The sequence below is a fragment of the Streptomyces sp. NPDC047061 genome, from assembly GCF_040643955.1.
Lineage (GTDB): Bacteria > Actinomycetota > Actinomycetes > Streptomycetales > Streptomycetaceae > Streptomyces.
Window position 1 is genome coordinate 29,515 of record NZ_JBEYVI010000050.1, and the last position, 21,157, is coordinate 50,671.

General features: G+C 72.0%; 21 protein-coding genes. 10 read left to right on the plus strand and 11 right to left on the minus strand.

The window, feature by feature from the left end:
- Window positions 1–43 precede the first annotated feature (43 nt).
- Complete coding sequence (locus ABZ887_RS43780; protein WP_361303499.1) at window positions 44–814, minus strand: GntR family transcriptional regulator; 771 nt, start codon at window positions 812–814, stop codon at window positions 44–46.
- Between the two features lie 79 nt (window positions 815–893).
- On the opposite strand from ABZ887_RS43780, the gene ABZ887_RS43785 reads away from it, so the two are divergent.
- The 5 genes from ABZ887_RS43785 to ABZ887_RS43805 all read left to right on the plus strand — a co-directional run bounded on the left by ABZ887_RS43785 (window position 894) and on the right by ABZ887_RS43805 (window position 4,905).
- Window positions 894–1,766, plus strand: coding sequence for a carbon-nitrogen hydrolase family protein (locus ABZ887_RS43785; protein WP_361303502.1), 873 nt, complete (start codon window positions 894–896; stop codon window positions 1,764–1,766).
- Window positions 1,767–1,817: 51 nt separating this feature from the next.
- The gene (locus ABZ887_RS43790) at window positions 1,818–3,194 is read left to right on the plus strand and encodes an APC family permease (RefSeq protein ID WP_361303505.1); all 1,377 of its coding nucleotides are present in this window, start codon (window positions 1,818–1,820) and stop codon (window positions 3,192–3,194) included.
- Window positions 3,195–3,361: 167 nt separating this feature from the next.
- Window positions 3,362–3,874 carry a peptide-methionine (S)-S-oxide reductase MsrA gene (gene msrA, locus ABZ887_RS43795; protein ID WP_361303508.1) on the plus strand — a complete coding sequence of 171 codons (513 nt, stop codon included), beginning with the start codon at window positions 3,362–3,364 and terminating at the stop codon, window positions 3,872–3,874.
- An 82-nt stretch (window positions 3,875–3,956) separates the two neighbouring features.
- Window positions 3,957–4,454, plus strand: coding sequence for a hypothetical protein (locus ABZ887_RS43800; protein WP_361303511.1), 498 nt, complete (start codon window positions 3,957–3,959; stop codon window positions 4,452–4,454).
- Between the two features lie 49 nt (window positions 4,455–4,503).
- Window positions 4,504–4,905, plus strand: a complete 402-nt coding sequence (locus ABZ887_RS43805) for a signal peptidase I (protein WP_361303514.1) — start codon at window positions 4,504–4,506, stop codon at window positions 4,903–4,905.
- On the opposite strand, the gene ABZ887_RS43810 is transcribed toward ABZ887_RS43805, so the two are convergent.
- Window positions 4,851–5,846, minus strand: coding sequence for a pyridoxal-phosphate dependent enzyme (locus ABZ887_RS43810; protein WP_361303517.1), 996 nt, complete (start codon window positions 5,844–5,846; stop codon window positions 4,851–4,853). The two genes, ABZ887_RS43805 and ABZ887_RS43810, sit on opposite strands and share 55 nt — an antisense overlap.
- Window positions 5,847–5,893: 47 nt before the next feature.
- Window positions 5,894–6,424, minus strand: a complete 531-nt coding sequence (locus ABZ887_RS43815) for a hypothetical protein (protein WP_361303520.1) — start codon at window positions 6,422–6,424, stop codon at window positions 5,894–5,896.
- Between the two features lie 341 nt (window positions 6,425–6,765).
- Between ABZ887_RS43815 and ABZ887_RS43820 the strand changes: the two genes are divergently transcribed.
- A complete protein-coding gene (locus ABZ887_RS43820) occupies window positions 6,766–8,097 on the plus strand; it encodes a vanadium-dependent haloperoxidase (RefSeq protein ID WP_361303523.1) in 1,332 nt (443 codons plus the stop codon).
- 43 nt (window positions 8,098–8,140) lie between these two features.
- Here ABZ887_RS43820 and ABZ887_RS43825 read toward each other — a convergent pair whose 3' ends face one another.
- From ABZ887_RS43825 to ABZ887_RS43835, 3 genes are all read right to left on the minus strand, one after another.
- Window positions 8,141–10,576, minus strand: coding sequence for a SpoIIE family protein phosphatase (locus tag ABZ887_RS43825; protein ID WP_361303526.1), 2,436 nt, complete (start codon window positions 10,574–10,576; stop codon window positions 8,141–8,143).
- A 141-nt stretch (window positions 10,577–10,717) separates the two neighbouring features.
- Complete coding sequence (locus ABZ887_RS43830; protein WP_361303529.1) at window positions 10,718–12,352, minus strand: M48 family metallopeptidase; 1,635 nt, start codon at window positions 12,350–12,352, stop codon at window positions 10,718–10,720.
- Window positions 12,353–12,522: 170 nt separating this feature from the next.
- Window positions 12,523–13,641, minus strand: a complete 1,119-nt coding sequence (locus ABZ887_RS43835; protein WP_361303531.1) for a hypothetical protein — start codon at window positions 13,639–13,641, stop codon at window positions 12,523–12,525.
- Window positions 13,642–13,760: 119 nt separating this feature from the next.
- Between ABZ887_RS43835 and ABZ887_RS43840 the strand changes: the two genes are divergently transcribed.
- Complete coding sequence (locus ABZ887_RS43840; protein WP_089099143.1) at window positions 13,761–14,918, plus strand: cystathionine gamma-synthase; 1,158 nt, start codon at window positions 13,761–13,763, stop codon at window positions 14,916–14,918.
- 41 nt (window positions 14,919–14,959) lie between these two features.
- On the opposite strand, the gene ABZ887_RS43845 is transcribed toward ABZ887_RS43840, so the two are convergent.
- From ABZ887_RS43845 to ABZ887_RS43855, 3 genes are all read right to left on the minus strand, one after another.
- The gene (locus ABZ887_RS43845) at window positions 14,960–15,208 is read right to left on the minus strand and encodes a hypothetical protein (protein ID WP_361303534.1); all 249 of its coding nucleotides are present in this window, start codon (window positions 15,206–15,208) and stop codon (window positions 14,960–14,962) included.
- Window positions 15,205–15,711 carry a sigma factor-like helix-turn-helix DNA-binding protein gene (locus ABZ887_RS43850; protein WP_361303537.1) on the minus strand — a complete coding sequence of 169 codons (507 nt, stop codon included), beginning with the start codon at window positions 15,709–15,711 and terminating at the stop codon, window positions 15,205–15,207. The genes ABZ887_RS43845 and ABZ887_RS43850 overlap by 4 nt, the downstream gene beginning before the upstream one ends.
- Window positions 15,712–15,867: 156 nt before the next feature.
- A complete protein-coding gene (locus ABZ887_RS43855) occupies window positions 15,868–16,362 on the minus strand; it encodes a MarR family transcriptional regulator (RefSeq protein WP_361303633.1) in 495 nt (164 codons plus the stop codon).
- A gap of 167 nt (window positions 16,363–16,529) precedes the next feature.
- Here ABZ887_RS43855 and ilvA point away from each other — a divergent pair, with 167 nt between their 5' ends.
- The 3 genes from ilvA to ABZ887_RS43870 all read left to right on the plus strand — a co-directional run bounded on the left by ilvA (window position 16,530) and on the right by ABZ887_RS43870 (window position 19,938).
- Window positions 16,530–17,759 (plus strand): threonine ammonia-lyase, encoded by a 1,230-nt coding sequence (gene ilvA, locus ABZ887_RS43860; protein ID WP_361303540.1) that lies wholly within the window; start codon window positions 16,530–16,532, stop codon window positions 17,757–17,759.
- A 305-nt stretch (window positions 17,760–18,064) separates the two neighbouring features.
- The gene (locus ABZ887_RS43865; protein WP_361303543.1) at window positions 18,065–19,081 is read left to right on the plus strand and encodes an ATP-binding cassette domain-containing protein; all 1,017 of its coding nucleotides are present in this window, start codon (window positions 18,065–18,067) and stop codon (window positions 19,079–19,081) included.
- Window positions 19,078–19,938: an ABC transporter permease gene (locus ABZ887_RS43870; RefSeq protein ID WP_361303546.1), complete on the plus strand. Its 861-nt coding sequence runs from the start codon at window positions 19,078–19,080 to the stop codon at window positions 19,936–19,938. Before ABZ887_RS43865 ends, ABZ887_RS43870 begins: the two co-directional genes overlap by 4 nt.
- A 59-nt stretch (window positions 19,939–19,997) precedes the next feature.
- On the opposite strand, the gene greA is transcribed toward ABZ887_RS43870, so the two are convergent.
- Both greA and ABZ887_RS43880 read right to left on the minus strand, forming a co-directional pair.
- Window positions 19,998–20,498, minus strand: a complete 501-nt coding sequence (greA, locus tag ABZ887_RS43875; RefSeq protein ID WP_089099139.1) for a transcription elongation factor GreA — start codon at window positions 20,496–20,498, stop codon at window positions 19,998–20,000.
- 168 nt (window positions 20,499–20,666) lie between these two features.
- A complete protein-coding gene (locus ABZ887_RS43880) occupies window positions 20,667–21,065 on the minus strand; it encodes a DUF4307 domain-containing protein (protein ID WP_361303549.1) in 399 nt (132 codons plus the stop codon).
- Window positions 21,066–21,157: the final 92 nt, after the last annotated feature.

Here is a 21,157-nt window from a genome sequence, read left to right on the forward strand (position 1 = left end):
CCGCAGCGGACACACAGCATGTCGCGGCACCCCCAGCGGAGCGTCAGCGAACCAGCCCCACGAACATCGTCCGGTGCAGGGTCTCCACATGGCGGCGGGCGATGTCGGCCGCCCCCGCCGCGTCCCCCGCGCGGAGCGCCGCCACCAGCGCCCGGTGCTCGTCGTTGGACTCGCGCAGGGCGGCGAGGGGGTAGGGGAGGTAGTACGCGTAGAGCCGGCGCAGCACGGTCCCGTAGGTCTGCACGCTCGCGTCGAGGCCGGTGGCGTGGGCCACGGCGAGGTGGAACCGCTCGTCGCAGGAGTGGAACTCCGCCCAGCTCTCCGCCCGGTCCATGGCCGCGACCAGCACGTCGAGCTCGTCGAGGGCCGCGGCGGACGCGGCGCGGGTCGCGAGATGGGCGATCCCGCACTCCAGGACGGTCCGCTCGTCGATCAGGCGGTGCACCTCCGCGGTCTGCCCGTGGTACGCCTCGGCCGCGTCGACGACCCCCCGGGTCGGCTGCTCGGCGACCAGGGTGCCGCCGTTGCGGCCGCGCCTGCGTTCCAGGACGCCGTCCGTGCACAGGGTGCTCAGGGCGCGGCGCACGGTGATCTCCCCGACGCCGAGCGCCTCGGCTATGGCGTCGGTCTGGGGCAGCCGTTCGCCGGGGGAGAGCAGCCCGAGGTCGACCGCCATGGCGATCCGGGCGCGCACCGTGTCCAGCGCGGTGAGTCGGCGGATCCCGTTCAGCTTGGGCGAGTTGAGGGCGAGGACGGGCCCCTCGGGGTGCGCCTCGGGGTGCGCGGGCGCGGATCCGTTCGGGGTGCCGGTCATGCCCTCAATGTAGCGGCCAGTAAAACTGCTCATAATGAGACCATTGTATAAGGACTCATATTGAGTTAATTTCCTGGCCATGTCCCGACCCCTCCCCGTCGCCCTGGTCCAGGCCCCTCCCCGCCCGGCCGCGGACCCGCTGTCCGGCTTCGCCGAAGACGTCGCGGGCGTGCTGGCGCGCTTCCCGCAGACCCGCCTCCTCGCTTACCCGGAGCTGCACCTGTGCGGCACCGACGGCCCGCCCGCCGAGTCGGAGAGCCGGCTGCGGGACGCGGCGGAGCCGCTCGACGGCCCCCGCGTGCGGCAGCTCGCCGAGCTCGCGGGCGACCTGGGCGTCTGGCTGTTCCCGGGCACCGTCTGCGAGCGCGGTCCGGCCGGCGAGCTCTTCAACACCGCGCTCGCCTTCTCCCCCGAGGGGCGGCTCGCCGCCCACTACCGCAAGGTCTTCCCGTGGCGGCCCTTCGAGCCGTACGTCCCCGGCGACCGCTTCGTCGTCCTGGACCTCCCGGACACCGGCCGCGTCGGCTTCGCCATCTGCTACGACGCCTGGTTCCCGGAGGTGGCCAGGCACCTGGCCTGGATGGGCGCCGAGGTCATCGTCAACCCGGTGATGACCACCTCCGCGGACCGCGCCCAGGAACTCGTCCTCGCCCGGGCGAACGCCATCGTCAACCAGGTCTACGTGGTCAGCGTCAACACCGCGGGCCCCGACGGCACCGGGCGCAGCCTGGTCGTCGACCCCGAGGGACGCGTCCGCGTCGAGGCCCCCGACTCCGCGCCCACCGTGCTGACCGACGTCCTCGACCTGGACGACGTGACCCGCGTACGGACCTTCGGCACCGCCGGCCTGAACCGCATGTGGAACCAGTTCACCGAGGCCGACGCCCCCATCGACCTCCCGCTCTACGCCGGCCGCCTGGACCCCCGCCGCTGGCGCGTCACCGACAACTGATCGTCACCCCCCAGAAAAAAGGCACCCCGTCCCCTCGGCCCAAGGAACGCCATGTCCGCTCCCTCCTCCCCGCCCACCCTCACCCGCAGCCTGACCCTCAGATCCGTCGTGCTCTTCGGGCTCGCCTACATGGCCCCGATCATCGTCCTGGGCACCTACGGCGTCGTCGCCGACAGCACCCACGGCTCCGTCCCGACGGCCTACCTGCTGGCCCTCGGCGCCATGCTCTTCACCGCGCACAGCTACGGGAAGATGGCCGCGGCCCATCCCGTCGCCGGGTCCGCCTACACCTACGTGCGGCGCTCCATAGACTCCCGGATCGGCTTCCTCGTCGGCTGGGCCACCCTGCTGGACTACTTCTTCCTGCCCATGGTCATCTGGCTCATCGGCGGGGCCTATCTCCAGGCCGAGTACCCCTCGGTGCCGTTCTGGGTGTGGATCGTCGCGTTCATCGCCGTCACCACCGCGCTCAACATCCGGGGCATCAAGACCGCGGAGCGGGTGAACGACCTGCTGATGGTCTTCCAGGTCCTGGTCGTCGCGATCTTCGCGCTGCTCTGTCTGCGGCACGTCTTCCAGCACCAGGGAGCGGCGGGACTCGCCAGCGCCACACCGTTCGCGAACCACGCGACGAGCCTCGCGGGCATCTCCGCGGGCGCCGCCATCGCCGCCTACTCCTTCCTCGGGTTCGACGCGGTCACCACGCTGACCGAGGAGACCGTCGACCCCAAGCGCACCATCCCCCGCGCCATCATGCTGACCGCGCTGCTCGGCGGCGGCATCTTCGTCGTCGTCGCCTACGCCACCCAGCTGGCCCACCCCGGGTACGCGTTCACCGACTCCAGCTCCGCCGCGTTCGAGATCGCCAAGGCGATCGGCGGCGACGTGTTCTCCTCCGTGTTCCTGGCCGGCCTGATCGTCGCCCAGTTCGCCTCCGGGATCGCCGCGCAGGCCAGCACGGCACGGCTGCTCTACGCGATGGGCCGCGACTCCGTACTGCCCAGGAAGGTCTTCGGCAGCATCCACCCCAAGTACCACACCCCCGCCCTGAACATCCTCCTCGCCGGAGCGGTCGGCCTGATCGCGCTGCGCCTGAACGTCGCCACCTCCACGTCCTTCATCAACTTCGGCGCCTTCACCGCCTTCACCTTCGTCAACCTCTCCGTCATCGCGACCTACGTCCGGGAGCGCCGCGCGGGCCGCCGTCCCGCCGTGTGGTCGTACGTCCTGCTCCCGGCCGTCGGCGCCGTCGTCGACGTGTGGCTGCTGTGCCACCTCGACAGCAAGGCCCGCACCCTCGGTCTGATCTGGCTGGCCGTCGGCGTCTGCTACCTCGCCTACCTCACCAGGGGCTTCCGCAAGGCCCCGCCGGAGATGACCTTCGACGAGGAACCGGCCCCGGCGGCCGATCCGCAGCCGGCCCACTGACACCGGCCGCGCGCTCTTCCTCCCCCGTGCCCCGCTCCCGCGCACAGGAGCGGGGCACGGAATCGACGGGAACCCTCGTGCGTTGAGGAGGGTGGGCATCGGACGCCGGTGGATGTGCGAGCCGGGTAGCCCGAATGACCAGGCCGACGAGTATTGGAGGGGCCGCGATGACTGCGCAGACGCAGAGGGCCGTGCTGGCGGGCGGATGTTTCTGGGGCATGCAGGACCTGATCCGCAAGCTCCCGGGCGTGACGGCGACCCGGGTCGGCTACACCGGGGGTGACGTGCCGAACGCGACGTACCGCAACCACGGCACGCACGCGGAGGCCATCGAGATCCTCTTCGACCCCACGAAGACCGACTACCGGGCGCTCCTGGAGTTCTTCTTCCAGATCCACGACCCGAGCACCAGGAACCGCCAGGGCAACGACATAGGCCTCAGCTACCGCTCGGCGATCTACTACGTGGACGACGAGCAGAAGCGGATCGCCGAGGACACGATCGCGGACGTGGACGCCTCCGGCCTGTGGCCGGGCAAGGCGGTCACCGAGGTGGAGCCGGTCGGGCCCTTCTGGGAGGCCGAGCCCGAGCACCAGGACTACCTGGAGCGCTACCCGGACGGCTACACCTGCCACTTCCCCCGCCCCGGCTGGAAGCTCCCCGCCCGCGCGCAGGGCTGACCGCGAGGACCGGCGGCCGCGGTTCGGTGCCGCCGGTCCACCCCGCGCGGGTGGCGGCGGCACCCGCTGGGACACTGCCGTCATGGACACCACACCCGAGCAGATAAGCGCCCGGACTGCGGCCGCCTGGACCGTCGCGCTCTCGATCCTCGGAGGATTCACCGGCTACGCGTGGGACGGACCGTTCCTCGCCGTCACCTGCGCCCTTTCCCTGGCGGGCGGCGGCGCCCTCGGCACCATCCTGTCCCGCCGCCGGATCATGGCGGCCATGCAGGAGGGTCGGCGCAAGGCCGCCGCGACCGGGTACGCCGACGGGATCGCGGACATGGTGGTGCTCGGGATATCGGCGTACCGGGCGGCCGTCTTCCCGCTCTCCGGCCCCGACGCGGTGGACATCGCCGAGCGCAGGGCACGCCGTAGGGCCGCCTACCGTCTCACGGCCGCCGAGGGGCTTCCCCACCAGATCCGTGAGGCCGCGGCCGCCGCTCTGGAGGCGATCGACGACGGGGGCGACCGCGAGACCCTGTCCGCCATGGCGGGCCTCATGAAGGCCGTCCGGGAGCAGCACCTCAAGGCATGACGTCCGCCGGCCCGCCCGTTCCTCGTGGCGACTGCTAGCGTCCGCCCGTGTGAACGACTCCGTGTACGTCGGCAATGCGGGCAGGGACGCACCCCTGGACCGGGGATGGCTTCTCGGGCACTTCAAGGGCGCCGGCGATCCGCGCCACAGCGAGGCGGTGGAGATCAAGTGGGGCGTACACCCGCGCGGCGACGAGCGGTCGCAGTGGGTGCGGGGCGAGGAACGCACAGCCCTCCTGGTTCTCATCAGCGGCCGCTTCCGCGTCGAACTCCCCGGCCGCAGTGTCCTGCTGGAGGAACAGGGTGACTACGTCGTCTGGGGACACGGAGTCGACCACTCGTGGTGCGCGGAGGAGGAGTCGACGGTCCTGACGGTTCGATGGCCGTCCGTGCCCGGTTACGCGGTGGCGGCCGAGGGCCCGGGGCCGGGAGCCGCACCGACCCAGCGGTGATAGGCGGCCACGTCGACGTTGCTGCCGCACACGACGGTGACCACGTGCCGGCCGGCGAAGCGTTCGCGGTCCTCCAGGATCGCCGCGATGCCGAGCGCGGCCGACGGTTCGACGATGAGGCCGGCGTGGTCGAGGAGCATCCGCATCCCGGCGACGATCGACGTCTCCTGGACCAGAACGACATCGTCGGCGACGAGGAGGAGGTCGTCCAGGACGGCCGGGATGGGGTGCCGGCCGGCGACGGCGTCGGCGATGGTGTCGGCCGACCCGGTGCTGACGACGCGCCGCCGGCGCCACGAGTACGTCATCGCCGGTGCGCCCAGCGGCTGGACGCAGATCACCTCGACCCCGGGTGCCAGCGCCTTCAGCACATGACCCACGCCAGTGGCCAGTGCCCCGCCGCCGAGAGCGATCAGGACGGTGTCGAACGACGGCGCGGCGTCCGCCAGTTCCAGGCCGATGGTCGCCGCGCCCTCGCAGGTCTCGATGTCCAGGCTGTCCTCGACCAGCCGGACGCCGTCGTCCCGTGCGAGGGCCACCGCCCGCTCGCGAGCCGTCTCGTGGTCGCCGTCCACCAGCTCCAGCGTGGCGCCCAACGCGCGGATGCGATCGAGCTTGGCCGCGGTCGCGAAGCGGGAGGCCACGACGGTCACGTCGAGCCCCCGGCGGCGGCCGGACCAGGCGAGGGCCTGGCCGAGGTTGCCCGAGCTCGCGCACACCACGGCCGGCGCCCCGTGGCCGGCGAGCAGGCTCGTGACCACCTCGGTGCCGCGGGCCTTGAAGCTGCGGACCGGGTTGGCCGTTTCGAGCTTGATGCTGACCGTGCACCCGAGAGCGGGTTCCAGGGCCTCGCAGCGGTACAGCGGAGTGTCGAGGAACACCGGGTCGATCACCATGCGGGCCGCCCGGATCCGAGCAGTGTCGAGGCGCGTCTCCTGCATGACACAGCAGGGTAGCCCCGTCGCCCCGGTCGGACGCGCCCGCGGCGTCAGCTGTCCTTGCAGGCCCTGGCCTCGAACTCCGCCATGGGGACGATGACGGCGGATTCGTCGCCGTCGTCCGAGACGCGGTCGTAGAGGACCTTCCCCGGGGTGAGCCGGTCCCGGTCGGCCGGGGTGAAGGAGACGCCGCTCGACGACCACGAGTTGTCCTCGGTCCAGCCGTAGAGGGTGTAGGCGGTCTTGGCCCCGAGCCGGGCGAGGGGCCTGGTCGTGGTCCAGCCGGTGGCAGGGGAATCGAGGGGCCAGGTGGTGAGACCGGCCTTGAGAGGACGGTCGGACGTCCATGAACCGACCGTCACCGTCTTGTCGGTGTCGGCGCTGTCCACGTAGAGGGACGCGCCGTCGATATGGTGCCCGCAGACCATCATGACGCCGAGCAGATGGCCGTCGGCGGTCACGGAGACACCGGCGACGGCATCGACGGGGACCGTGCACCCGGAGGTTGCGGCGAGCGCCCCGCAGACCGCGAGGGCACCGGCGAAGCGCCGGAACACTGACCGTGAAGTCGTGGACCGCATGGACCGCCCCCCTGCCAGGAGAGCGCGCGTGGGCCTCCCATGCTCGGATGGTAGGGGCGGGCGTCGTCGGGCGGCAGCGTCGCGACCCACCCGTTGCGCACTCGTTCTCGCCCTGCCGCTCCCCGGCTACACCAACCGTCGTAGCGGCTGGCGAGGCGTGCGAGGGTACTCTCGGCGGACTGCCCGTTTTGCAGCGAGTTGTCTTGATCGTGAGGCGGGCCGTTGCTAAGCCTGGGGCACTCGACTCCAGTGAGGACGACGTGTACCAAGAGCCCCCTCTGCCCGTTCCTCCGCGTTCACGTGTCCGGGGATTCGCCTGCGCCGCCGCGGCCCTCGCCCTCGTGACGCTCACCGCCGCGGCGAGTCCCCCCGACGCGGCAAGTCCCCCCGCCGCGGACACCCGTACCGCGGGGGACCCGGCAGCGGTGGTCCGCGAGTGGAACGTCGTCGCCACCGACACGATCAAGGCCAGTCTCGGCGCACGCCCCTCCGGGCAGGCCGCGATCTGGGAGGGGTTCGTCTCCGTCGCCGTGTACAACGCCGTGGTGGGGATCGAAGGCCGCTACGCCCTGTACAAATGGCGCGAGCGCGGCCCGGCGAAGGCGTCTTCCGCGGCGGCCGCCGCCACCGCGGCCCACGACGTGCTGCTCGCCTGCTTCCCCGCCTTCAGAGCGCGGCTCGACACTGCCTACGCGAACTCGCTCGCCGCTCTTCCGGCCGGTCAGGCCAGAGACCGGGGCGTCGACTACGGCAAGCGCGCCGCCGCCCGCATCATCGAACTCCGGGAAGGGGACGGGAGGTTCGCGGACGTTCCGTTCACCGCCACCCCGGCGCCGGGGGTCTGGCGGCCCACCCCGCCCGCGTTCCAGCCCTTCATCGACACCTGGCTCGCCAAGCTCCGCCCCCTCCTGCTCGCCTCCCCGCAGCAGTTCCGGCCCGGCGGACCACCCGCCCTCTCCTCGGCCGCCTACGCCCAGGATCTCCAGGAGCTGAAGGCCATGGGCGCGAAGACCGGCTCGGGCAGGAGCGCGCGGCAGACCGAGACCGCGCTCTTCTTCAGCGGCAACCTGACCGAACAGGTCCAGTCGGCCGTACGGGACCACGCCGCCCGGCACCGGCTCGGCATCGCCGAGACGGCCCGGCTGTTCGCCGCGGTCAACGCGTCGGCGACCGACGCCGTCGTCACGGCCTGGGACGTCAAGCTCCACTACGGCACCTGGCGGCCGATCACCGCCATCCGCCTCGCCGACACCGACGGCAACCCCGCGACGACGGCGGACCCGACGTGGGAGCCGCTGCTCCTCACCCCACCGCACCCGGACTACGTCGCCGGCCACACGACCGTCGCCGGCGCCGTGGCACGGGCCCTGACCGGAGTCCTCGGCACCTCGCACCTCGACCTCTACGTCCCCTCCGGGGTCACCGGCACCACGCGGTTCTACGGGTCCGCCGACGAGCTGAACCGGGACGTCGTCGACGCCCGTGTGTGGGGCGGTGTCCACTCCCGCACGGCGGACGTGGTCGGCTGCCGGGCCGGCACCCATGTGGCCGACTGGGCGCTGGACCACTACTTCCGGCCGCTCGCCAGGAACGGCACCCAGCCGTCCCCACCGACCCGAACGACTCGCCAGGACAGGCCCGCCGAGCCGAAGTGCGGCGCCGACACCCACTGAACGCCGACACCCACTGAACGACGACGCCTCCCAGACTCGTGGGTCAGGCGGGTGACAGGGGCTGCTCCGTCCAGACGGTCTTGCCCTCGTGGCTGTAGCGCGTACCCCACCGCTCCGTGAGCTGCGCGACCAGGAAGAGCCCGCGGCCGCCCTCGTCCGTGCTGAGGGCCCGCCGGAGGTGGGGGGAGGTGTGGCTGGTGTCGGACACCTCGCAGATCAGGCAGTGCGTGCGGATGAGGCGCAGGGTGGCGGGGCCGGTCGCGTACCGGTAGGCGTTGGTGACGAGCTCGCTGGCGACCAGCTCGGTGGTGAAGGCCAGTTCGGGCAGCCCCCATTCGGTCAGCTTCGCCGTGGTCAGCTCTCTGGCCAGGGCGGCGGCGGTCGCTTCCAGGGGCAGCTGCCACGAGGCGACGTTCTGCGGCCGTAGCACCCGGGTACGGGCGATGAGCAGCGCGATGTCGTCGGTGGGGCGGTGGTCCTTGGGCAGCAGCGCTTCGACCACGGTGTGGCAGGTCTGCTCCAGGGGGTCGGTGACGTAGGCCAGACACGCGTGCAGGTCCCTCAGCGCGGCGTCGATGTTGCCGTTGCGCGCCTCCAGCAGACCGTCGGTGTAGAGCGTGAGCAGGCTGCCCTCGGGAAGGTCGAGATCGAGCGTCTCGAACGGCAGTCCGCCCAGTCCCAGCGGCGGCCCCGCCGGCAGGTCGAGCACGGTCACCTCGCCGTCCGGGGTGGACACCAACGGCGCCGGGTGGCCGGCGCGGGCCAGCGAGCAGTGCTGGGAGATCGGGTCGTAGACCGCGTAGAGGCAGGTCGCCCCGAGCACCTGCTCGATCGCCGAGTGGTTGCCCTCGGCGTTCGCCTCCAGCTCGGTGGCCAGCAGGCTGACCAGGTCGTCCAGCCGCGCCACCACCTCGTCCGGTTCCAGGTCGAGGCTGGCCAGGGTGCGCGCGGAGGCCCGCAGACGGCCCATCGAGGCCGCGGCGTGGATCCCGTGGCCGACCACGTCTCCCACGACGAGGGCGACCCGCGCCCCCGACAACGGGATCACGTCGAACCAGTCGCCGCCGATGCCCGGTTCACCGCTGGCGGGGAGGTACCGGCAGGCCACCTCCACGGCCGGCAGGTCCGAGGCCACGCTCGGCAGCAGACTGCGCTGCAGAGTCAGCGCGGCGCTCTGCTGCTGGGTGAAGCGGCGTGCGTTGTCGATGCAGACGGCCGCACGCGAGGAAAGCTCCTGGGCCACCGCGGCATCGTCGTCCTCGAAAGGCTCCGAATCGCGCGACCGCCACAGGCTCACCACGCCCAGCACGAGACCGCGCGCGACCAGGGGCACCGCGATCAGCGAATGAACGCCGAGCCCCGAGGCGATCTCGATCCGCCGCCGGTCCATGGCGTACCACTCGGGACGCAGGGAGAGCAGCCCTTCGAGGATCGGACGGCGCTCGGCCAGGCACCGCGCCTGCGGGGACTCCGGAAGCAGCGGGACCACCTCGCCCTCCTGGTACGGCACCCGGTGCTCCGGCGGTGCGAGGGCGGCCCGGAGCAGCGGACCTGCCGTACCGGACACCGGATCATCACCGAGCGTCACCGACTTGAGGAGGTCCACCGAGCAGTAGTCGGCCAGGCCCTGGACGGCCACCCCGGCCAGTTCCCGGGCGGTCTGCGTCACGTCCAGCGAGGTTCCGATCAGGGCGCTCGCCTCGTTCAGCAGGGCGAGCCTGCGCTGCGCCCGGTGCCGGTCGGTCACGTCCTCGATCGTCTCCGCCACGCCGAGCACCCGGCCCGCGGGGTCTTCCATCCGGAACGCCGACACGGACACGATCCGCTCCCGGCCCGGATCGTGGCGTGCCCGGGCGGACTGCTCGGTGAAGATCAACGGCTCACCGGTCTCCAGCACGTGCCGCACCCGCTCGTCGGCCGGGCCCGCGTCCTCCTCGACCATGAACTCGCGGGGGCGACGGCCCACCGGCGCCGAGGCCGGGACACCGCTGGCCTTCTCGACCGCGCGGTTGACCCGGATCACCGTCCGGTCCGGGCCGTACGTGACCAGGCCGATCGGGGAGCGGCGGTACAGGCCGTCCAGCAGCGCACGGTCCCGCTGCCAGGCGATGACCTCCGCGGCCGGAGCGCCGACCAGGAGCCACTCCCGGCCGCCCCCCTCACGGGCGATCAGACGGGCCCGGAAACCCATCTCCACACGGCGCCCGTCACGGTGCCGCACGGGCAGGACGCCGAACCAGCCCCCCGCCTTCACGGCGGTCACCACGACGGACCGCACGACAGGCAGGTCAGCGGGGTCCACCAGGAGGTCCTGCCACGCCCGGCCGAGCACTTTCCCGGCCGGATAGCCCAGCAGTTCCTGCGCACGTGCGCTCCAGCCGACCACGGTGCCGCGATCGTCGAGCACAGCCGACGCGCCACGCCCGAGGGCGAACGGATCCTCGGGACTCTCGCTGAAACGCGTCGACGGCGTCCCCATAGCCACCACCTTGCCTCCGTGCCTTCCAGGTTCCTCCCCGTCCCCTCCGTCCGCGACTCTCCCGTTCGTCCCGGGCAGGCCGGCTGCCGGTCCAGGCCGGGTGTGGGGTCGGGCCGGGTGTGGGTCAGGCGGGGTGTGGGGTCAGGCCGGGTGTGGGGTCGGTGGCAGGAGTGCCCGCAGCGGGCCGGTGTCGGGGTGATCGGCCAGTGCGGCCGTCACCGCGGCGTGCAGCGCGGCCTCCGTCCCAGCCTCGCCGTCGAGGTCGGACGCGGAACCGGGCAGCCGTACCGCCGCCGGCCGCGACCAGGAGAACTCCCAGTGCAGCAGCGACCGCGCGCTGAACTCGGCCAGCACCATGCTCTGCAGCGCGTCCCGCAGCACCGGCCGTACGGCCGCCCGGAACTCCCGGTCCCGCCCGGCCGTCTCCCGGTCCGGCAGCGGCAGCCCCTGGGCCAGCTGCCACAGCCGGCCCTCGTCGATCACCGTGAGCAGCGCGGGCAGCGTCGGCCGGCCCTCCGTGCAGCGGGCGAGCGCCCGGTGCAGCGGGGTGTCGAGCGAGGCCAGCCCCACGGCCATCGACGCGCTCAGCAACTGCTCCCACTCCCCGGCGCGCTCGAACTGCCCCACCTCGTCGGTCAGCACCGCGTCCTCCAGCGCGGCCAGCGTCCGGGCCGGGTCGGAGAGCAGCGCGAGGGCCGGGCCGCCGTCCTCCGCGCCGCGCCCGTAGGCGGGCAGCGCCTCGATCCGCCGTACCCGGTCGGCGATCGGCGGATGCGAGTCGTACGGCGATCCCGGCTCCGAAGGCAGCTTCTCCCGCAGCCCCGCCAGCTCCGTCCCGCGCGCCGTGAGCATCCGGCCGAAGCCGCCGAAGAACTCCCCGCGCGGCGGCAGTTGTCGCGCCGGCAGGCCGAGCGTCGCGTACGAGTCGAGGTAGAAGTCGTGGGCGGCGGACAGGACGGGGATCTCGCGGAGGGCCGACGCCGTCGCGTCCCGGCCGGCGATCCGCGCGGCGGCCAGGTCGGCGGCGTACTCCTGCGCGCGGGCCGTCGACAGCGTGGCCCGCATGTAGAGCTTCGCGTACGCCGTGTAGACCGCCGCCATCAGCCGGTAGGTGATCCCGGCACCGGCGGTGTCGATCTCCTTGGCCTGCTTGCCCTTCGCGGTCCGCCTGGCGGCGGCCTTCTCCTGCCGGGCGCGCTCGGCCGCCTCCTTGCCGTCGGCCCGCGCGTGGAAGTGCCCGACCGTCCGCCCGATCTGCACCCGGCCGCGCACGGCGAGCGCCGACAGCCGGGTGTCACCGCCGGTGAAGTGGCCGTACTCATGGGCGAGTACGGCCTTCAGCCGGGCCTCGGTCAGCCCGGTCAGCAGCGGAACGCCCAGGTAGAGGCGGCGGGGTCCGGGGCGCAGGCCGAGCAGCCGGGGCTCCTCGCTGACCGACGCGTTGACGTCACCGGTGAGCACGACGGCGTCCGGCGCGCTCGTGCCCGTGGCCGCCGCGAGCTCCCGCACCAGCGCCCACAGCCGGGGCTCCTCGGCCTCCGTCACCGGGAGGCCGGGCGGGCCCTCGCCCCTGGGCGTCCGGAGCATGAGCATGCCCTTCACGACCGGGATCGCCAGCAGCAGGGAGACGATCACGATCTTCCCGGCGAGGGCACCGGGCGCCCACGTCACCGCCGCCACGTCGACGGCGGCCGCCACCGCCAGCAGGACGAGGCCGAGCAGATAGAAACCACAGAGCAGAACCAGGGCGCGCAGCGCCCGCAGACTTGCACCCATCGGGCAGATCCCCCCACAGGACCCCAAGAATTGGGGAAAACGAACGGAACTCAGGCGCCCCGCAAGGGGCGCGGGGCAGTGCCCGATATGCGGCTACCGCCGCGTGGGCGCGACCAGCCCCCATTCACCCGCAGCCGACACACAACCCTTCTTTTGTCGGCCCCCCTCGACTAGCTGTGCAGCGTCGCCGGGCTCCCGCCGTTCGCCTCGTAGCCCGCCACCGCCAGCGCGCGGTAGAGGGCGAACTCGGCGGCCGGGTTCGCGGACAGCGTCCACGGCAGGGCCCCCACATGCCCGTCGACCCGTATCAGCTCGCCCATGGCCTCCGCCCAGCGCTCCGAGCGCACCAGGAAGAAGACCAGCAGATGGCGGACGTGCGCGAGCATCGGGTCGTCCTGGCGGGCCGAGTGCACCGCGTGCAGCGCGCCGTGGACGGCCTTGGTGACGACCTCGCTCTGGTAGAAGCTCACCACCAGGTTCACCTCGGGCAGGTGCTCGAAGACCGCGAACAGCGGCATCGCGGCCAGCAGCGAGCCCTGCGGGGCGCGGGCGGCGGCGGCCTCGGCGAAGGAGTACGCCAGCTCGCGCGAGCCGTGCCACTTCTCGCACCAGTAGTGCAGCGCCGCCAGATGCGCTCCCATGTGCGCGGGCGCGCGGTCCAGGATCTTCAGCCACAGCTGCTCGAACTCGGGCTGCGAGTAGTTCAGCCCGCGTGCCACCGACAGCTCGATGACGTACGGCACCGGGTCCCCGGGGGAGAGCAGCGCCGCCTGCCCGCAGGCGTCCCTGGCCTCCTCCATGATGATCCGGAAGTCGTCCGTGCCCGGCGTCGACGTCCGCCACGCCTGCTGGACCAGGAACTCCGCGTGCACGGCCGCGCCGCCGGCGTCCTTGGGCTGCTCGGCCCGCCAGACCCGCAGCCACTGCCCGCCCGGCGTCTCGCTGACCCCGCCCGGCCGCTGCTGCAGCTCCAGCGCCGCCGCGCCGGCGAAGGCCTGCACGCGCTGCCAGCGCAGCTCGCCCGCGATCTCGGTGCCCGCGAGCAGCTGCGAGGCCGCCCGGTAGTCCTGGGTGTGCTGCACGACGTCGAGGACGTCCAGCAGGTCCTGGTCGGGGCCCGGCATGCGGATGTCCAGGTCCTCCTCGCGCACGAAGCCGTAGTCCGCCGGGTCGGCGGCGTCCGGGTGGCTCGGGTGGACCTGCTCGATCATGCCGCGCCGCCGCCGCAGGACGGGGAGCAGCGCGAAGCTCAGCAGGAGCGCCGCCATCAGGGCCCAGAGAATCGCCATGCGTCAAGCGAACCAGACGGCGCCGACAATTGGCCAACCGGTGCCCTGACCTGTGGACAACCGCCGCCCCGACCTGTGGACGACGCGCCGGGGCCGTCGGAGCACTAGGCTCGTCAACCATGAGCGACAGGCACCACATCAGTCAGCACTTCGAGACGCTCGCCATCCACGCGGGCAACACGGCGGACCCCCTCACCGGTGCGGTCGTACCGCCTATCTACCAGGTCTCGACCTACAAGCAGGACGGCGTCGGCGGCCTGCGCGGCGGCTACGAGTACAGCCGCAGCGCCAACCCCACCAGGACCGCCCTCGAGGAGAACCTCGCCGCGCTGGAAGGCGGCCGGCGCGGTCTCGCGTTCGCGTCCGGACTGGCGGCCGAGGACGCCCTGCTGCGCACGCTGCTCAGCCCCGGTGACCACGTGGTCATCCCGAACGACGCCTACGGCGGCACGTTCCGGCTGTTCGCGAAGGTCGTCTCCCGGTGGGGCGTGGAGTGGTCCGTCGCCGACACCAGCGACCCGTCCGCCGTGCGGGCCGCGATCACCCCGAAGACCAAGGCGGTCTGGGTGGAGACCCCCTCCAACCCGCTGCTCGGCATCACCGACATCGCCGCCGTCGCCCAGGTCGCCCACGACGCGGGCGCCCGGCTCGTCGTCGACAACACCTTCGCCACGCCCTACCTCCAGCAGCCGCTCTCGCTCGGCGCGGACGTCGTCGTGCACTCGCTGACGAAGTACATGGGCGGTCACTCGGACGTGGTCGGCGGCGCGCTGATCGTGTCGGACCAGACGCTCGGCGAGGAGCTGGCGTACCACCAGAACGCGATGGGCGCGGTCGCCGGCCCGTTCGACTCGTGGCTGGTGCTGCGCGGCACCAAGACGCTCGCGGTGCGCATGGACCGGCACAGCGAGAACGCCACGAAGATCGCCGACATGCTGAGCCGGCACGCGCGCGTGACGCGGGTCCTGTACCCGGGCCTGCCCGAGCACCCGGGGCACGAGACCGCCGCCAAGCAGATGAAGGCGTTCGGCGGCATGGTGTCCTTCCAGGTCACGGGCGGCGAGGAGGCGGCCGTCGAGGTCTGCAACCGCGCGAAGGTGTTCACGCTCGGCGAGTCCCTGGGTGGCGTCGAGTCCCTGATCGAGCACCCGGGACGGATGACGCACGCCTCGGCGGCCGGTTCCGCCCTGGAGGTGCCCGCCGACCTGGTGCGGCTGTCCGTGGGCATCGAGAACGTCGACGACCTGCTGGAAGACCTGCAGCAGGCGCTCGGCTAGTCCGGTCGGCCGGGCCCGTTCGGTCCTACCGGCCGGCCGGTTCACCAGCCGACGATGGGCGGAGTCGTCGTGGACGGCGGCTCCACCCACGGATGCACCGTCGCCGCCCAGACCGCGAACGCCACCGCCGCCGCGCACAGCAGCAGCCACAGCAGGCGGCGCGCCCGGCGCCGGCGCCGCAGCATCCGGCGGCCCCGGCGCAGGACCTCGCCGTAGAGATCGGGCGGTACCGAGGGCGGCGCCTGGTCCATGATCCGCCGGGCCGCGGCCTCGCGTTCGACGCGGTTCACGACGGCGCCACCTTCGCCCCCAGCACCGTGGGCGCCGCCTTGCGCGGCGGATGCAGCAGGGTGGCCGTCGCCCGGTCGCAGAGGGCGTGCACGCGTTCGGTGGGCATGCCGAGCAGCGCCGCCGTCTGCTCCTCGGCGACCCCCTCGTACAACCGCAGCACCAGGATCAGGCGCTCCCGGGGCGTGAGCACGGCGAGGGCGCTGCGCGGGTGCGCTCGGCCGCGGCCGAGCGGGCCGCCGTACTGGTGCCACGCGGAGTTGGCGAAGCGCAGGGCGAGGTACTGACGGGCCCGGTCGTACGGATCCTCACCGCGCAGCCGGTCCCAGCACGCGTACGTGTGCGCGAGCGCGAGAGTCAGCAGACGTCGCGCACGGGGGTTGGTGTCCGGCGCCTCGGCGGTCAGCAGGGTGGCGGCATGCAGCAGCCGTCCTGCCGCGCCCGCGACGAACGCCTCGAACTCCCGGGCCCGGCGGGCGTCTTGCAACACCTGCCGATCGCGCACCTTGCCTCCCCGACCGCGGGCCCCGGACACGGGTACGACAGGGCCCGGTCTCATATGAGGCCAGGGGCGGGCTCACGGTCAAGAGCCGCGCGCCACGTGTGCGTGACGGATGCGGACGGTCAGGAGGCCGGCGGGCGTCGGTGCCGGGCCGGACGGTCAGGAGGCCGGCGGCGCGTCCGTGCCCGGCGGCACGGCCATCCGCGCGGACAGCGCGCTGTTGAATCGGGTGAGCAGCGCGCAGAACGCCTCGCGCTCCTGCGGCTCCCAGTCCTGCGTCAACTCCGCCATCAACTGACGCCGGGACGAACGTACTTCCTCCAGCCGGGACAGCCCGCGCGGGGACAGCTGGAGCACCACGGCCCGGCCGTCCTCGGGGTGCGAGGTCCGCTTGACGAGCCCGGTGTCGACCAGCGGAGCCACCTGCCGGGTGACCGTGGACGAGTCGATCCCCATGCTCGCCGCGAGCGCCTTGACCCCCATGGGGCCTTCCTTGTCCAGGCGGTTGAGCAGCAGATACGCGGCGCGGTCCATGGAGTTGCGCACCTGCCCGACACCGCCCAGCCGGGTCTGTTCGGCACGGCGGGCGAACACCGCCACCTCGTGCTGCAGCGTGTCGAGGAGACCGCTGTCACCGACGGTCGTCATGTCCATCGACATTTCAGGTGTTGTGGGCATGGCGGGGAGCTCACTTCATGAAGAGTGCTGATGTGGGGGACAGAGTACGCGGACAGGGGGCGAGCCGTACCGGCGCTGCGCAAACCGGTCTCGGAGCTTGGTCACACCCGCGCCTTCGGCCTGTGAACTGCGAGACTTGAGTCATGAGCTACAGCACGGCTGACTCCTTGCGCCCCGTCACCCTCGACGATGTACGCGGTGCCCAGAAGATGCTCACGGGCGTGGCGCGGGCGACCGCGATGGAGAGCAGCAGGCATCTGTCCCAGCTGGTCGGCTCGCCGGTGCACCTCAAGTGCGAGAACCTTCAGCGGACCGGTTCCTTCAAGCTGCGCGGCGCCTACGTCCGGATCGCCGGGCTGCTGCCCGAGGAGCGCGCCGCCGGAGTCGTGGCCGCGAGCGCCGGGAACCACGCGCAGGGTGTGGCGCTGGCCTCGTCGCTGCTGGGCGTGCACGCGACGGTGTTCATGCCCAAGGGCGCCCCGCTGCCCAAGATCAGCGCCACCCTCGACTACGGCGCGGAGGTGCGGCTGCACGGCCAGGTGGTCGACGAGACGCTGGCCGCCGCCGAGGAGTACGCGGCCGAGACGGGGGCGGTGTTCATCCACCCCTTCGACCACCCGGACATCATCGCCGGTCAGGGCACGGTCGGGCTGGAGATCCTGGACCAGTGCCCCGAGGTCGGCACGATCGTCGTCGGTGTCGGCGGCGGTGGTCTCGCGGCCGGGATCGCGGTCGCCGTGAAGGCGGTCCGGCCGGACGTGCGGATCGTCGGCGTCCAGGCGGAGGGCGCGGCCGCGTACCCGCCCTCGCTGGCGGCCGGGCGCCCGGTCACGGTGGCGAACCCGGCGACGATGGCCGACGGCATCAAGGTCGGACGGCCCGGTGACGTGCCGTTCGCGATCGTCGAGGAACTGGTCGACGAGGTCCGCACGGTCAGCGAGGACCAGCTCTCCGCCGCGCTGCTGCTGTGCCTGGAGCGGGCCAAGATGGTCGTGGAACCGGCCGGGGCCAGCCCGGTCGCGGCGCTGCTGGGCGAACCCGGCGCCTTCCACGGACCCGTCGTCGCGGTGCTCTCCGGCGGGAACGTCGACCCGGTGCTGCTGCAGCGCGTCCTGCGGCACGGCATGGCCGCGCAGGGCCGCTACCTCGCCGTACGGCTGCGGCTGACCGACCGTCCCGGCGCCCTCGCCACGCTCCTCGGGGTGCTGTCGGTGGCGGACGCCAACGTCCTCGACGTGGGCCATGTCCGGACCGACCCCCGGCTCGGGCTCACCGAGGCGGAGGTGGAGCTGCTCCTGGAGACCAAGGGCCCGGAGCACTGCGTCGAGGTCCAGCAGGCGCTGCGCGAGGCCGGTTACACGGTCATCGACTGAGGGGGCGAGAGGCCGCGGGGCGGCAGAGACGGCCGGGCGGCAGGGGCAGCCGGGGCGGCCGTACCGCCGACGGTGCCCCCGGCTTCCGCTCGCCGCGGTGAACGTCCAGGTCGGTCACCATTCATTCACTCGTTCGGGAAAATCCGTCGACGGACGCGATACATCGCGTTATGGTGTGTCGCGTGGCCAAGGCTGCCCGCCACCGCCCGTCCATCCCTGCCGTCGCGCCGGCGGAAAACCATAGGCGGGCCGAGGGCCGCATATCTACTCTTTCTCGCAGAATCCCCGACGACGTGGAGACCCATATGCCAGGCGCCATCTATGCCGAAGGCCTGGTCAAGACCTTCGGTGACGTAAGGGCTTTGGACGGCGTCGACCTCGACGTCCCCGAAGGCACGGTCCTCGGACTGCTCGGGCCGAACGGCGCGGGCAAGACGACAGCCGTCCGCTGCCTGACGACCCTGCTCCGCCCCGACAGCGGCCGGGCCGTCGTCGCGGGCATGGACGTGCTCAGGCAACCTGACGCCGTACGCCGCTCCATCGGCCTGTCCGGACAGTTCGCCGCGGTCGACGAATACCTCACCGGCCGCGAGAACCTGCAGATGGTCGGCCAGCTCTACCAGATGCGGGCCAAGCAGGCCAAGGCTCGCGCGGTCGAGCTGCTGGAGCAGTTCCACCTCACCGACGCGGCCGACCGCCCCACCAAGACCTACTCCGGCGGCATGCGCCGCCGCCTCGACCTCGCCGCCGCCCTCGTCGTCTCCCCGCCGGTCATGTTCATGGACGAGCCGACCACCGGCCTCGACCCCCGCAACCGCCAGCAACTGTGGGAGGTCATCCAGCAACTGGTCTCCGGCGGCACGACCCTGCTGCTCACCACCCAGTACCTGGAAGAGGCGGACCACCTCGCCCACGACATCGCGGTCGTCGACCACGGCAAGGTCATCGCCACGGGCACCTCCGACGAGCTCAAGGCCCGCACCGGCGGCGAGCGCGTCGAGGTCGTGGTGCACGAGCGCGAGCACATCGGCACCGCCGCGGAGGTGCTGCGCGGCTTCGGCAAGGGCGACACCACCGTCGAGGAGCACACCCGCAGGCTCACGGTGCCCGTCACCGGCGGCGCCAAGCTGCTCGCCGAGGTCATCCGCGAGCTGGACTCCCGGGGCATCGAGATCGACGACATCGCCCTGCGCCGCCCCACCCTCGACGACGTCTTCCTGTCCCTGACCGGACACGTGGCCGAGGAGAAACCCGAGGACAACGGCGCGCGGGAGACCAAGCAGGGGACCAGGAAGAACACCCGCAAGGAGGCCGTGAAGTGAGTGCCGTCAGCGACACCGCGCGGGTGCCGGCCGCCCCCGGCAACGCAGTGACCCAGTCGTTCCGCGACTCGATGGTGGTCGCGAAACGCAACCTGATCCGCATGTCCCGGATCCCCGAGATGATCATCTACGGGCTGATCCAGCCCATCATGTTCGTGGTGCTGTTCACCTACGTCTTCGGCGGTTCCATGCAGATCGGCGGCAGCACCAGCGCCACCGACTACAAGAACTTCCTGATGGCCGGCATCTTCGCGCAGACCGTCACCTTCGCGACGGCCAGCTCCGGAGCCGGCATCGCCGACGACATGCACAAGGGCCTCATCGACCGCTTCCGCTCCCTGCCGATGGCACGCGGTGCGGTGCTGACCGGGCGCACGCTCGCCGACCTGGTGCAGACGGCGCTGACCCTGGTGGTCCTCGCCGTGGTCGCCCTGATCGTCGGCTGGCGCGTCGGGACGAACGGCGACACCAACGCCGGCAAGGTCCTCGCCGCCTTCGCCCTGCTGCTCCTGCTCGGCTACGCGTTCACCTGGATCGGCGCCCTGATCGGCATGTCCGTCCGCACCCCCGAGGCGGCCACCTCCAGCGGACTGATCTGGCTGTTCCCGGTCACCTTCATCTCGAACGCGTTCGTGGACACCAGCCACATGACCCCGTGGCTGCGGCACATCGCCGAGTGGAACCCGTTCAGCGCCACCGTGCAGGCCTGCCGGGTGCTCTTCGGCAACCCCGGCCAGTCCCTGTCGGGCGCCTGGCCGATGCAGCACCCGGTGTGGGCGTCACTGATCTACTCGGTCCTGATCATCGCGATATTCCGGACGCTGGCGGTCCGCAAGTACCGCTCCGCCACCGCCTGACGCACGGCACGGCAGAGCCCCCGGCGTCCCGCGGACGCCGGGGCCTGTGCTTGTCCGTGTCAGCCCGAGTAGGGCTCGGCCTTGAGGATCTTCACCGAGGCCTTCTTGCCGTTCGGCAGCTCGTACTCCGCGTTCTCGCCCACCTTGTGGCCGATCACCCCGGTGCCCAGGGGCGACTGCGGGGAGTAGGTCTCGATGTCGGCGCTGGCGTACTCGCGGGAGGCGAGGAGGAAGGTCATGGTGTCGTCCTCGTCACCGTCGAAGGCGATGGTCACCACCATGCCGGGCGCGACGGCGCCGTCCGCGGACGCCGGGGCCTCGCCGACCTTGGCGGTCTCCAGGAGCTGGGTCAGCTGGCGCACCCGGAGCTCCTGCTTGCCCTGCTCCTCCTTGGCCGCGTGGTACCCGCCGTTCTCGCGCAGGTCGCCCTCCTCGCGCGCGGCCGCGATCTTGGCGACGACCTCAGCGCGCGCGGGACCAGACAGGTACTCCAGCTCGGCCTTGAGCTGGTTGTACGCCTCCTGGGTCAGCCAGGTGACGTTCTCGCTGGTCTGGGTCACAGGTGCTCCTCGTAGGTACTGGGAATACAAAGCATCGCCCTACCCAGAAGCATGTTCCTTCACGGAAGGGCGAAACCACGAGCCTAACAATTCAACGGCGGAAGGGGGAGGACATAAGCCATCAGAATTACGTCAACGCAGGTCAGCGCCTACGTATTGTGGCTGACGTCAGTCGGCGTGGCAGCCGAGCAGCTCCGCCGTGGTGCCCCGGGCCGTCGTACGGAGCGTGACGACCCTGTCGATCTCGGACGCGGAACCGGTGAAGTGGAAGTCCGCCCGGCCCACCTCGGAGCCGTCCGCCGCCTGGGAGCGCAGCGTGCAGTAGCCGGAGGCACCGGAGTCCTTGTGGACCTCCAGATGTACCTTGACCGCGTTGTCCGAGGCGTCGAAGGTGACGACCTGGGCGCTGATCTTGTTCTGCACGACGTAGTGGTAGGCCCAGTAGCCGACCAGGACCAGCAGCAGTGCGCCGAGGACCGCACCGGCGACCTTGAGTCTGCGGTCGGCGCGCTCGTCCGAGGAAGTGCCGTAACGGCCCTCGGGCAGGCGCGTGCTCGCGGTACTCATGATCGTCCTCCGGACCCCGGAATTATTCGCCCCCCGATTCGGTCACTATAGAAGCCGCCGATTGCCCCCGAGCTACCGGGGCGCCGACTTAC

Coding starts and splice junctions, on each gene's coding strand:
- ABZ887_RS43880 (WP_361303549.1), bottom strand. CDS start 21,065: ATGAGTACCGCGAGCACGCGCCTGCCCGAGGGCCGTTACGGCACTTCC.
- ABZ887_RS43855 (WP_361303633.1), bottom strand. CDS start 16,362: ATGGACATGACGACCGTCGGTGACAGCGGTCTCCTCGACACGCTGCAG.
- ABZ887_RS43815 (WP_361303520.1), bottom strand. CDS start 6,424: ATGCGGTCCACGACTTCACGGTCAGTGTTCCGGCGCTTCGCCGGTGCC.
- ilvA (WP_361303540.1), top strand. CDS start 16,530: ATGAGCTACAGCACGGCTGACTCCTTGCGCCCCGTCACCCTCGACGAT.
- ABZ887_RS43785 (WP_361303502.1), top strand. CDS start 894: ATGTCCCGACCCCTCCCCGTCGCCCTGGTCCAGGCCCCTCCCCGCCCG.
- ABZ887_RS43835 (WP_361303531.1), bottom strand. CDS start 13,641: ATGGCGATTCTCTGGGCCCTGATGGCGGCGCTCCTGCTGAGCTTCGCG.
- ABZ887_RS43840 (WP_089099143.1), top strand. CDS start 13,761: ATGAGCGACAGGCACCACATCAGTCAGCACTTCGAGACGCTCGCCATC.
- ABZ887_RS43780 (WP_361303499.1), bottom strand. CDS start 814: ATGACCGGCACCCCGAACGGATCCGCGCCCGCGCACCCCGAGGCGCAC.
- ABZ887_RS43810 (WP_361303517.1), bottom strand. CDS start 5,846: ATGCAGGAGACGCGCCTCGACACTGCTCGGATCCGGGCGGCCCGCATG.
- ABZ887_RS43825 (WP_361303526.1), bottom strand. CDS start 10,576: ATGGGGACGCCGTCGACGCGTTTCAGCGAGAGTCCCGAGGATCCGTTC.
- msrA (WP_361303508.1), top strand. CDS start 3,362: ATGACTGCGCAGACGCAGAGGGCCGTGCTGGCGGGCGGATGTTTCTGG.
- ABZ887_RS43865 (WP_361303543.1), top strand. CDS start 18,065: ATGCCAGGCGCCATCTATGCCGAAGGCCTGGTCAAGACCTTCGGTGAC.
- ABZ887_RS43800 (WP_361303511.1), top strand. CDS start 3,957: ATGGACACCACACCCGAGCAGATAAGCGCCCGGACTGCGGCCGCCTGG.
- ABZ887_RS43830 (WP_361303529.1), bottom strand. CDS start 12,352: ATGGGTGCAAGTCTGCGGGCGCTGCGCGCCCTGGTTCTGCTCTGTGGT.
- ABZ887_RS43790 (WP_361303505.1), top strand. CDS start 1,818: ATGTCCGCTCCCTCCTCCCCGCCCACCCTCACCCGCAGCCTGACCCTC.